The sequence below is a fragment of the Enterococcus sp. C65 genome (assembly GCF_040887165.1).
Classification (GTDB): Bacteria; Bacillota; Bacilli; order Lactobacillales; family Enterococcaceae; genus Enterococcus_B; species Enterococcus_B hirae.
In genome coordinates, this window is record NZ_JBFOFG010000001.1 from 326,682 (window position 1) to 338,818 (window position 12,137).

11 protein-coding genes are annotated in these 12,137 nt (G+C 36.9%); 8 read left to right on the top strand and 3 right to left on the bottom strand.

The window, feature by feature from the left end; genetic code table 11:
- The first annotated feature begins 46 nt into the window (after nucleotides 1-46).
- From AB3I12_RS01395 to AB3I12_RS01410, 4 genes are all read left to right on the top strand, one after another.
- The gene (locus AB3I12_RS01395) at nucleotides 47-979 is read left to right on the top strand and encodes a dihydroorotate oxidase (protein ID WP_010719146.1); all 933 of its coding nucleotides are present in this window, start codon (nucleotides 47-49) and stop codon (nucleotides 977-979) included.
- 324 nt (nucleotides 980-1,303) lie between these two features.
- Complete coding sequence (locus AB3I12_RS01400; RefSeq protein ID WP_063627122.1) at nucleotides 1,304-2,752, top strand: amidase; 1,449 nt, start codon at nucleotides 1,304-1,306, stop codon at nucleotides 2,750-2,752.
- Nucleotides 2,753-2,985: 233 nt separating this feature from the next.
- The gene (locus AB3I12_RS01405; RefSeq protein WP_063627121.1) at nucleotides 2,986-3,675 is read left to right on the top strand and encodes a hypothetical protein; all 690 of its coding nucleotides are present in this window, start codon (nucleotides 2,986-2,988) and stop codon (nucleotides 3,673-3,675) included.
- A gap of 6 nt (nucleotides 3,676-3,681) precedes the next feature.
- The gene (locus AB3I12_RS01410) at nucleotides 3,682-4,671 is read left to right on the top strand and encodes a sce7725 family protein (RefSeq protein ID WP_063627120.1); all 990 of its coding nucleotides are present in this window, start codon (nucleotides 3,682-3,684) and stop codon (nucleotides 4,669-4,671) included.
- A gap of 74 nt (nucleotides 4,672-4,745) precedes the next feature.
- Here the strand turns inward: AB3I12_RS01410 and AB3I12_RS01415 are convergent, their stop codons facing one another.
- From AB3I12_RS01415 to AB3I12_RS01425, 3 genes are all read right to left on the bottom strand, one after another.
- Nucleotides 4,746-5,303 (bottom strand): guanylate kinase, encoded by a 558-nt coding sequence (locus AB3I12_RS01415; protein ID WP_063627119.1) that lies wholly within the window; start codon nucleotides 5,301-5,303, stop codon nucleotides 4,746-4,748.
- A gap of 202 nt (nucleotides 5,304-5,505) precedes the next feature.
- The gene (locus tag AB3I12_RS01420; protein WP_010719151.1) at nucleotides 5,506-6,687 is read right to left on the bottom strand and encodes a NupC/NupG family nucleoside CNT transporter; all 1,182 of its coding nucleotides are present in this window, start codon (nucleotides 6,685-6,687) and stop codon (nucleotides 5,506-5,508) included.
- Between the two features lie 230 nt (nucleotides 6,688-6,917).
- Nucleotides 6,918-8,420: a DUF1846 domain-containing protein gene (locus AB3I12_RS01425; RefSeq protein WP_063627118.1), complete on the bottom strand. Its 1,503-nt coding sequence runs from the start codon at nucleotides 8,418-8,420 to the stop codon at nucleotides 6,918-6,920.
- A 156-nt stretch (nucleotides 8,421-8,576) separates the two neighbouring features.
- On the opposite strand from AB3I12_RS01425, the gene AB3I12_RS01430 reads away from it, so the two are divergent.
- From AB3I12_RS01430 to AB3I12_RS01445, 4 genes are all read left to right on the top strand, one after another.
- Nucleotides 8,577-8,768, top strand: a complete 192-nt coding sequence (locus AB3I12_RS01430; RefSeq protein WP_010719153.1) for a hypothetical protein — start codon at nucleotides 8,577-8,579, stop codon at nucleotides 8,766-8,768.
- A gap of 329 nt (nucleotides 8,769-9,097) precedes the next feature.
- The gene (locus AB3I12_RS01435) at nucleotides 9,098-9,997 is read left to right on the top strand and encodes a hypothetical protein (protein WP_053766018.1); all 900 of its coding nucleotides are present in this window, start codon (nucleotides 9,098-9,100) and stop codon (nucleotides 9,995-9,997) included.
- On the top strand, nucleotides 9,994-11,061 hold the full coding sequence (locus tag AB3I12_RS01440; RefSeq protein WP_063627117.1) for a hypothetical protein: 1,068 nt from the start codon (nucleotides 9,994-9,996) through the stop codon (nucleotides 11,059-11,061). Before AB3I12_RS01435 ends, AB3I12_RS01440 begins: the two co-directional genes overlap by 4 nt.
- Before the next feature lie 138 nt (nucleotides 11,062-11,199).
- Nucleotides 11,200-12,132: a cation diffusion facilitator family transporter gene (locus tag AB3I12_RS01445; protein ID WP_063627116.1), complete on the top strand. Its 933-nt coding sequence runs from the start codon at nucleotides 11,200-11,202 to the stop codon at nucleotides 12,130-12,132.
- Nucleotides 12,133-12,137: the final 5 nt, after the last annotated feature.

A 12,137-nucleotide genomic window follows, 5' to 3' on the forward strand; every position in this document is an offset into this window, starting at 1 on the left:
CTTGATGATAAACTAGAAAAAATGATTCATCAAAGGAGAGAATGACTTGACCTTAGAAACGACTTTTTTTAATCATACTTTTGCTAACCCTTTTATGAATGCCTCCGGTGTTCATTGCATGACAACGACAGAACTAGTTGAATTGGAACAATCCAATGCTGGCGCTTTTATCACAAAGAGTTGTACACTGAATGAACGTGCTGGAAATCCAGAACCTCGTTATTTCGATGTACCTCTTGGAAGTATTAATTCCATGGGATTACCTAATCGTGGATTTGATTATTACTTAGATTATGCATTGAACTATGAAAAACAGCAGACACAACCGCTATTTTTCTCTATTGCAGGCATGAGTGCAGCAGAAAATTTGGAAATGTTGACAATGATTGAAAAGAGTGACTTTCAAGGAATCACCGAATTGAATCTTTCTTGTCCGAATGTTCCTGGCAAACCACAGTTAGCCTATGATTTTGAGGCGACGGAAGATTTGTTGCAACAAGTTTTTGCCCGTTTCACCAAACCATTAGGAATCAAATTGCCCCCATATTTTGATTTGGCGCATTTTGATCAAATGGCTGAAATTTTGAATCAATTTCCTTTAACTTATGTAAATTCTATTAATAGTATCGGCAATGGTTTGTATATCGATCCTCAAAAAGAAGCGGTCGTGATCAAACCTAAAGAGGGTTTCGGTGGACTTGGTGGAGAATATGTGAAACCAACCGCTTTAGCGAACGTCCGTGCTTTTTATACTCGCTTGAAACCAGAGATCAAAATTATTGGTACTGGAGGCATTCGGAATGGACAGGATGCTTTTGAACATTTATTATGTGGAGCAACTATGCTACAAATCGGTACCGAACTTCACAAAGAAGGACCGAAAATTTTTGATCGCATCACGAAAGAACTCGAACAGATCATGACAGAAAAAGGGTATCGAACCATCGATGAATTTAGAGGGAAACTAAAAACGATCTAATCGTTAACGATTCTCTAAGTGATAAAATAAAAGACAACAATAAAAATAAGCCAAAGAATCCAAACATAGTTTCTCATATTTTGGAAATCTTTGGCTTATTTTTATGCGATCCGGTGGTTTTAGAATAATAACTGGTGGTTAGCTTTTAGTCTATTCGTTGGTTTGCCATGAATAGTTCCTTAGCTATTAGGATTCAATAGGTGTATATAATTACTGATAATAGCACCACCGTTTCTAACATGAAGCGTAATCATTCTTTTTGTTTGTTGAATAGAAATATGAGAAAATGGCACAAAGGTATGACAAATAAAAGGAGGGATTTACTTGAAAGATGGCATGGAGATCGTGAAGGGTCTAAAAAAGAAGCAGTTCAGTTACAAGGAATTAGTCAAAGAGGTTAGCCAAAAAGTAGCAAAATTAAATCCAGAATTAAATGCGTTCGTTACTTTTGAAACAGATCAACCGATTAAAGATGAGGCACCAATTCTAAAGAATGAACAGCCTTTAAGCGGCTTACCGTTCCCGTTGAAAATGTTAGGACAGGAAAAGCAAGGTTGGTTAGCTACATCAGGCTCAAAGCTTTTTCAAACTCATCGCTCATCTAGAAATTCAAATTTTGTTTCGCAAGTTGAAAAAATTGGTCTTATCCCACTGGGGCAGACGAATGCACCAGAGTTTGGTTTTAAGAATATCACCGACCCACAACTTTATGGTCCAGCTAAAAATCCTTGGAATCTTGCGCATTCGCCAGGTGGTTCAAGTGGTGGGGCAGCAGCCGTTGTTGCTTCTGGCATTTTACCGATCGCTGGTGCTAGTGACGGTGGAGGATCAATTCGCATACCTGCTTCCTTTTGTGGTCTGATTGGCTTAAAACCTTCACGAGGAACGATGCCAGTTGGTCCTCATGCTTGGCGAGGTTGGCAAGGAGCAGCGATTGATTTTGGTTTGACCGTTTCTATGAGAGACACCAAAGCTTTATTTGCAGGACTGCGAAGTATCCATTCAGGAGCGCCTTATCAAGTTTCGCCAGCGGAATGGCAAGAGCATCTACCAAAAAAACGGTTGAAAATCGCTGTTTGCACAGAATCACCGATCCACACAAAAATCAGCGATGAAGCACGACAAGCAGTGACCAATGCGGTGACATTTTTAGCACAAGAAGGCCATGAAATCATTGAAATCAATTACCCTCTTGATGGAAGAGCCTTGATTCAGTCTTATTATCAAATGAATGGAGCAGAAACAGCTAGTATGATTCACTCGATTGAATCTGGGTTAGGACGGTCGGTTGCTCAAAATGAACTTGAACCGATTTCTTGGGTACTACTAGAATACGGCAAGAAGGTTTCTGCAGCGAACTATATCCAGTCGCTTCATGTTTGGGATCATGCAGCAATCACAATGGAAGAACTATTTCAAACTGTTGATCTTTTTCTTTCACCGACAACAGCATTTACTGCTCCAGAAATTTCCACTGATCTTCAAAGCGATGAAATTCGGGCAAAAATGGCTGGAATCAACGAGTGCAACGAACAAGAAAGTTTAGCAGTTATTTCTGAAATGTTTCAGGAAAGTTTAAAGATCACGCCTTACACCCAACTGGCAAATTTGACGGGACAACCAGCAATCAGTTTACCCACACATATTAGTGAGGAAGGTCTGCCTTTGGGTATCCAATTCATGGCTGCCAGAGGACGAGAAGACTTGCTCTTTCACATTGGCGAAATCTTTGAAAATCATCAAAAATTCTATTTACCGCCAAGTTATCAATAGTCGTCAGTTAAAGAAAAGCAGTTGGGACTAAGAAAAATTTAGACTCGACTGTTTTTTCTGGCTGTCAGCTACCTCGTGACGATGTTTTGTCCCATTCATTTCGCAGGATTAAAGTGAACAAAAACTAATTCTAAATATTTTTAAGTAAACGATTCAAATAATAATTAACGATAGATTTTTTGTTGGATCTAAGGTAGAATGGGTAGGCGAAAATATGTTCGGAGGTGGAGGAATTGAAAACTCCTTTAACGATCGAGATGGAAACTTCTCTTTATCAATACTGTATCGAACAAGGGGGCATTGTCGTAGAAGAGGTGACCATGCCTGACGACCATGGTATCGTAGATACATTAAGTTGTCTTACAAAGTTTGATGGTACAAGAGAGTGGCGTTGCTATGAGTTGAAAGTATCAAAAGCGGACTTTCGTTCCACTGCAAAATTATCGTTTGTCGGGAATTACAATTATTTTGTATTACCTCAAACACTTTTTGATGAAGTCAAAGCTGAAATCCCCACTGGTATCGGTGTTTTAGTTTATCGACCTTACGGGATAGCAGAAGAGATGCCAGCTTCTGGTACATTCATTATTGCTAAAAAAGCAATGAAGCAACCGTTAGCAGTGGCGGAAGAGGCGCTGCTCAACCGTTTTATGGCTTCATTATTTAGAGAAGTAAGAAAAGCCAAACAGATGGAACGAGGCGTCAAATATTTTCCAACTGATCAGTTGTATAAAGAATTAAAAAAACGTTCAGATTCTCAAGATCCATTTGCCAAAGAGCGTTACTATGAACGCTTTATTGAAGAAACAGAAAATCAAGCGATCCAAGATTTACAAGCAGAAATCAGGGTTTTACAGCAAGACTATGAGAATCTGCGACAAAAGCAGCAAGTTAGACGCTTGCCAACAGAGCCATTGGAGTGAATAAGTATGTACTATCCTTATTTGAGAGGGAAACAGTTTGATCTTTTAGCATTAAAAGAAATGATTCAACAAAATCTATTATCTAAAAAGGTTGTTCCTATCATCGAACCAGTTCGTGATTCAGCTACCTTTAAAAACATTGTCGAACTATTCCAAAAAGCAAATCACCCGCTGATCATCATCGATAATCCCCAAGTGGGTCAGTTCAAACTTTTTGATGAACATTTACATTTATGGGAAGAAAAAGAAAATAGTTCCATTCAACATGCAATGATCATCACATCCGATAATTACCAACAGATCATGGAGCAACCACCTAAATTGATCATTTTCGATGGACAACATCAGCCTCGTGATCCAAAAATATGGAAAGAACTTTCAAAAATGGATACTCATTTTTTGTTACCAGACCATAATCGGTTCCATATCTGGTTACCAGAAAACAAAATCATCATAAAAGAAGCCTTTAAACCAAGAAAACACGTAGAAGATTATAGCGAAAAAATAGATGATTTTTTTAGCGACGACTATTTGTTTTTTAAAGAAGAGGGGAATCATGGCTTTTCAGATTTTACGATTGAAGGAAGTCGCTATTTTGATAAAGGCTTTCCTAGTCGGGCATTGGTACTTCATCTGACCTATGTTGATGCATATGGTAATCTCAGAGTAAAACATTTTATTTCTGATACGAACGATTCAGCTAAGGATCAAGCACTAAAGTTTTTTGAAGCTGTTGAAAAAATGCAACAGTGGGTATTGAGGAACCAAGATCAACTGTTGATTACAACGGGTATATTAGCCCTGCTTTCTTTGAAACAACAAAAAAAATTTCCTGGCTTAGGTGTATTGAAAAAATGGACATTGGTCCATCATTTAGAACTGCTCAGTTTATTATTAGACCAGCCGACTAATTGGTTACGCATGTATTCTAAAGTAGAGGAACTACATTCGCTGATTTGTGGTATTGGACATACAGAACGACAAAAATTGGTTTGATTCCCCTCACTAGTTTATGTTTTGAAGCTAGTGAGAGATTTTTTTGCTAATCAATCCTGTTTATCAAAATAAGATCATTCTTTGAGCGTTTTTATTTGTCGCTTAAATTGGTTTTTGGTGGATTCTAACCCTTCATTATTTGCTAAAACAATGAGGTTTGGTAGTTTTTTTAACTCATCTAATTCCTTCGTGTCTTGCTCAAAAAGAGCGAGCCTTTTTTTGATTTGATCCGGAGCATCTCCACGTTGTTCTAAGCGCTGCTTCAATTTGTTTTTAGCGATAGTCACAAATACTGGTTGGATCTGTTCCCCAAATGCATGATAGAGTGCCCAAAAACCAGCAGCTGTTAAAATTGTATAACAATCACCATTTTTCAACTTTTGAGCAATCTCCCTCTTAGTTGAACCATATTTATGTCCCGCATATTCATCCCATTCCACAAATGCCTGTTCAGTGATCAACTGTTCAAATTTGTCTTCAGAGAGAAAATAGTAATCTTTTTGATCGGTTTCACCTTTTCGAGGAGGACGAGTCGTTGAAGTGACAATTTTTTCTTTTGGTTCAAAAAGAACATTAGCAATGGAAGTTTTTCCTGAACCAGAAGGACCAATAAATACATAACATTTGTTCATCATGGATCTCCTTCAAATCTTTATTTCCTTTATTAAACGATACACGAGAAAGTTTCTTTTAGCAATTGTTCTTTTCGCATAGATATTCCAGTTGTACGACAATAAATTTTGTCTTATAAAAAACACTCTCTTGAGTCTTTAGAAAATCTTCTAAAGAGCAAAGAGAGTGTTTTAAATATACAGTTCAATTAAATTTAATCATTTAGACTAGTAAACCAGTGACGATCGCACTTAAAAAGCTGACTAATGTGGCAGTCAATAAGATTTTTAATCCATGTTTCGCAACTAAGTTTCCTTTTTCTTCATTTAGACCTTTCATAGCACCCGAAATGATTCCAATGGAAGAGAAGTTAGCAAAAGATACTAAAAAGACAGATAAAATAGCTGTTGTACGTTCAGTAAAATGCAGGTTCCCAGTAGCTAGTTCTGTCATCGCAACAAATTCATTTGTCACAAGTTTCGTCGCCATGATACTACCCGCATCCACAGCTTCTTTCCAAGGAATCCCGCTGATAAATGCAAGTGGAGCAAAGATGTAACCAAGAATTTCTTGGAAAGAGATCCCAAAGATTCCACTAAAAATGGCATTGATCATAGCAATAAGAGCAACGAATCCAATCAACATAGCAGCGACTGTAATCGCTACATGAAAGCCGTCAAGAATATATTCTCCAAGCATTTGGAAGAAAGTTTGTTCTTTGTTTTCTTCAATGATCAACTCATCTTCTTTTTCTTCTAATTCATAGGGGTTAACGATGGAGGCCAAGATATACCCACCGAATAAGTTCAATACCAGCGCAGTAATTACATATTTAGAATCGATCAACGCCATATAAGAACCCACGATCGACATCGAAACAGTCGACATGGCAGAAACGCTCATGGTAAATAAACGTTTTTCAGATAAGAAAGGCAATTCTTTTTTTATTGAAATAAAAACTTCAGATTGACCTAGTATTGCTGAAGCAACACCGTTGTAAGATTCTAATTTCCCCATACCATTGATTTTACTTAAACCCAATCCAACTGCCTTCATGAATAATGGCAAGATCTTGATATAACGCAAAATCCCGATGATTGCAGAAATAAAAACAATCGGCATCAAAACATTTAAGAAAAACGGCGCACTGCCTTTATTGGCTACCCCAGCAAAAACGAAATTAACTCCTTCACCTGCAAACGCCAGTAAATGATCGAATACTTTCGCTAACATGGAAACGACTGCTGTACCAAAAGTCGTTCGTAACAAAATAAAACCAAAAATAAATTGCAACACGATCATCAATAGTAAAGGTTTTACTTTGATGGCTTTCTTGTTGGTACTAATCAAAAAAGCAAGGCTAAAAATAAAAAGTAATCCAATAATTCCTAAAATCTGACTCAAACTATCACTCCTAATCAAAATTCCGTTTAATTTTACACGTTTTATCGTTAAAATACTAATTTTTTGCTAAGATTATCATCGCTTTTTTAGACTGAAGCGCATACATTTCAATTGAAACGGATACAACAAAATAAAACTCTTAAAAGATTATCAGTTGCACTTTTTCAGGTGCAATTTAAATAAAATCTTTTAAGAGTTTATTCAGCTATTTGTTTATAAAGAAACAATGCTTATTGATAAAATAAATTTTCCGATGGATAGAAGGGAGCACTTGTGATATCAATACCTAATTGTTTCAACGTTTGTTCATCATTTTTATTGACGATGACTGTCGAGTGAGCTTGAGCACCATCTAATTCAGCAAGTTTGTCATAAGCTACTTGAGCGATAGGGTTGGTTACCGCACTGATCGAAAGAGCAATCAGTACTTCATTTAGGCTCAATGTATCAACGGAAGAATGCAGTGCGGAAGACTTCATCCCTTGAATCCGTTCTAGAACAAGTGGCGACAACAATGGAATATTATCTGAGATATGTGCCAAATGTTTGATCGCATTTAAAATGACGGCAGCAGAAGCATTCATTAAAGAACTGGTGCGTCCTGTAATGATCACTTCATCAGGTAATTGGATCGCGATCACCGCAGAAGGATCGTTGCTGTCATTTTGAACAGTTTTTGCATACTCGTGAGCAGGCAATACCACTTGACGGTCTTCAGGTTGAAGACCTACTTCTTCCATGATCAATTTAATTCGATTTACTGCTTCCTCATCGATCAATCCTTTTTTGAAATCACACTCTGTTTGGAAATAGCGGCGGATGATTTCTTGTCGAGAAGCTTCTTGCACAACTTCATCATCAACGATTCCGAATCCCACACGATTCACACCCATATCGGTAGGGGATTGATAGATTGATTCTTTACCAGTGATTTTTTCAATGATCCGTTTGATTACTGGAAAGGTTTCAACATCTCGATTATAGTTTACAGCAACCTTGCCATAGGCATCATAATGGAAGGAATCGATCATATTGACATCTTTTAAATCCACAGTGGCAGCTTCATAGGCAATGTTTAGTGGATGTTTCAATGGGACATTCCAAACAGGGAAGGTCTCAAATTTTGAATAACCTGCTGATTGTCCTTTTTGGCTTTCATGATAAAGCTGATTCAAACATGTTGCTAATTTGCCACTACCAGGTCCAGGAGCAGTAACAACAACGATTGGCTTACTGGTCGCAATATATTCATTTTTGCCAAAGCCGTTTTCAGAAACGATTTTTTCAACATTAATTGGATAATCTTCAATTTCTGAATGTTTGTAGACTTTGATATTACGTCTTTCTAATTTATTGACGAAGACATTCGTAGCTGGCTGACCATTGTAACGAGTAATGACGACACTATTGATAGATAATCCGTAGCCACGCATTTCGTCGATCAAGCGTAAAATATCCATGTCATAAGTGATACCATAATCCCCACGAATTTTATTACGTTCAATGTCTCCAGCGTAGACGCAAATCAAGATTTCTGCTTGGTCTTTTAATTTTTGTAACAATTTGATTTTTGCATCTTCTTCAAAGCCAGGCAAAACACGTTTGGCATGCTTATCATCGACCAATTTGCCTCCAAATTCTAAATATAATTTGTCATAGTGATTCACTCGTTCAAGGATATATGCTGATTGTTCTTCGATATATTTCTCTGAATCAAAACCGATTTTTTTCACGAGATTCCCTCCTTAAGTACTAAAGCATTTTTTCATTTTTTTTGATTTTCGTCAACTAGTAACTAATACCGGATTAAAACAACAGATAAAATCTCAAATCTGGCTTGTTTCATCTTAAATTCATTGGTATGATAGTTTTGATAAGGAAGGTGTCACATGAAAAAAAGACAGAAAAAGAAAAACGCATATAAACAATATATCCGTTCGATTTTTACCGGTTATGAAAAAATGCTCGAAAATACTGATTTAGAAGAGATGAAGTTTACTTATTTGAATGAAGAAACACTATTATCTCGTGATGAAAATCAGCGCATTCACTTCACAACCAGAGATCTGCCTCAAAAATAAAAAAATTACTGAGTGAAAAAGAGTGGGGGGATCTGTAGTAACCCCCAAAAGTTAGAATCTAACTTTTGGAGGTCGCTTCAATCCTCTTTCCACTCTTTTGTTTTACTCTCGATACGTAAGATTATTCAATAGTGAAAGTACAATAATCAGACCTTATCAAAACGGTGGATAATCAATGAATATTGATTAAAAGATACATAGAGGAGGAAGCCCTTTGTAACATTTTTTTCTATAAAATGGTACTATTAAATTATCAATTCAATAGTAAGTAAACTCAACCTATTGTGCTTCTGTCCAAGAAAGTGGATAACTGTGAGGAGGTAATCAAAATGAAAGAAACACCACAAGAAAATAACGAAGAAATCATCATTCAGCAAGAAGATGACACTACTTTTTTTGATATCAAAGAAAAAGCTAGCACGAATCTATCTCAACTGTTAGAGGATTTACAAGCATTTGAAAGAGCTGTTCGTGAAGAAAACATTCCAGAAATCTATCAACTGTATAATGGTCATTTAAATGAGGAATTGAAAAAAAGTTCGAATGAAAACCATGAAATCGATCAGCTATTAATGCGGAAAATTCATGATCGCTTTATTCAAGAATTTCCATTTATGGAGCTAGTCGAAAAGATTTCTCCTACGATGAGTTATTACAAGATCGGTACGTATTATCACGAAAGGCCAACAATTGGCATCGATGCTAGTCTACCGGAAATTTTCGTTTTGCCCCAAATTGACGAAGAGTGGGGCACCTATGCAAACCAAGAACCGGATGACTACAGTCAACAAATTAACGAACTTGATGCTAAAGTCATCACTGCAAAAGCCGAGATCGATCGTCTGGATGAAGAATTAAAAGAAGTGGATCGCCAAATCTCTGATCTGGATGACACTAAAGGATTCTTAAATCGTAAAAAAATTGATGAAGAAATCCAAGAACTAAAAAAACAAAAACAAGCATTATCGAATGAAAAATTAGGCTGGATGCCTTATCTTGAAGCACCTGAAAAAATCCAAAATCAAAAAGCTGCTTTACTTAACGAAGCAAAAGCGAATCAATTACGTGCAGCGATCGTTGAAAAAGAACAACGACAAATCAATCGCTACTTCGGTGGGATAGAAGGGTTCAGTCAAACCATCCATCATTTCCTAATGAATTACTTAGGTAATGTTGATCCACATGAAAACCCAGAAGTATCGATGCAAGAGGGAGGGGTAGAGGAATGAATGAGCATGAAGAGTTAGAAAAAAATGAAGAGCTGGAAGCACAATCGTTAGCAGAAACGACTGTGGCGGAAGAAGCAATAGAAACAGATCCTGAAAACTCCAGCAATCACTCTGCTTCTGAAGATGATTTGCTTGATGAAAATGAACAGGTCACTTCTGAACAATTAGAGGCAATTGAATCCAGTCATCCACATGAAGTGAGGGAAAATCAAGTCTATTTAGAAACAAAGGAAAAAGACCATCAAGACATTGTTCTTTTGATTGAAACAGCAGAGGCAGAATTAGCGGATTTACGCTTACGGAAATATCTACTTGAATCGGACTTTTCACAATTATTAGATGCTTTTGAACGCTATATCTTAAAAGCAGAACCTATTTCCCCGATTGGTAAGACAAGTTTGATCGAATACTTTACTTATGAGTTGCTAAAACCTTTAAATGATATTGGTTTGAAATTCTCTAATACCACTTATGATACTTGGGAAACACGACATTTTTCGATCAACTATCGTTTGAATGAGTCCAATCAATTAGTATTTTCTTTTGTTCTTCCGACGATTGATCAACGATACCAAGTGGAATCACTCAACTTATTGGAAGTTTCACCAGAAACGATGGAAATCACGGTTCAGGATGACCGTGTGTTATCTTTGATTCGTTATTGGTCTGTTGAACGGGTATTCTCTGCTGGTCAACTGACTATTTTCAACCATAAGTTCAACCAAATATTAGCTCATGCACGTCACTTAGGTTTCTTAGTCAAGCAAACCTTACTAGATAACACCCAACCGTTACATCTGAATCTTCAAAGTCAATTTGAATTGACTGACCAGGTACTAGATGACATCTTTATCGTAGCGATGAAAAATCCTCAATATGATTTTGAAAAAATTGGAGAAGAAAAATACCAAGTTCTATTAGATAAAGGACAATCCATGATCATTTCCAAAAATCAGAAAAACCAAACAATGCTTGAAGTTTCTTCTGGGGAGTACCATCGATCAGTGATTGATTTCTTTATCAATTACGAATTTTTGGTTCCTTTGATGGTTCGAAAGGCTTAGACAGGATATAAACGTGTGGCAATCCTTAGAGAGATTGTCGCATGTTTTTTGTTCCGTCTGCAGGCAATAGATCACACGGTTCTTCCGAGAGATAGTTAACTGAGAAACTGTTGAGAAGAAAAGAAAGAAGGAAATAAGATGGAAAATTTTAAAAAGAGCGGGATGTTCTCTGTGATTGCTGCATTAGGTGCGAATATTTTAGTTGCAATCAGTAAATTTGTCGGTTATGCCATTAGTGGAAGTGCGGCAATGCTGAATGAAAGTATTCATAGTATCGTCGATTGCAGCAATCAAATCCTTTTGCTTTTTGGGGATAAACGAGCGAATAGAGGGCAAAGCGAATTACACCAATTTGGCGAAGGAAGAGCAAAATATTTTTTTAGCACAATTGTGGCAACCATGCTCTTTTTTGGTGGGGGAGCTTTGGGAGTCATGGAAGCTTTTGAAAAATTGACCCATCCTGCGCATGAAGTTGATAACTCATTGATCGTTATCATTATTTTAATTTTTGGATTAGCCATTGAAGGAACGTCATTACGTATCGCTATGAAAGAAATCCATGAGTTGAATACCGAAAAGTTATCATTGATGAAATTTTTGAGAGAAAGTCGTCACAGTGAAATTTTGATCATCTTTACTGAAGATTTTTGTGCTGTGATCGGACTCATTCTTGCTTTATTAGGAACAGTCTTGACGATGGTAACAGGAATTGCGGCGTTTGATGCGATTAGCGGCCTATTGATCGGATTATTGTTGATGGGAGCTGCCATTTTCTTAGCAAAAGAATTTTATAGTTTGATTGTTGGTGAAAGTGTGACAACGAGTGACTTGATTAAAATCAAGCAAGCCTTTGAGCGTCCGGAAGTCTCTCGTTTGATCGATGTAAAGACCGTTCATCTGAGCCCAACTGAGGTATTGGTAGCTGCTAAAATCGATATCTTTGAACACCCAGAGAATGAATCGTATGCAATCATCAATAACATTGAAGAAACGATTCGTCAGTCTTTAAATGATAAAAAAGTTTATATTTATATTGAAACTGATAAATATGACCCTGATTATCGAAGATGACCATG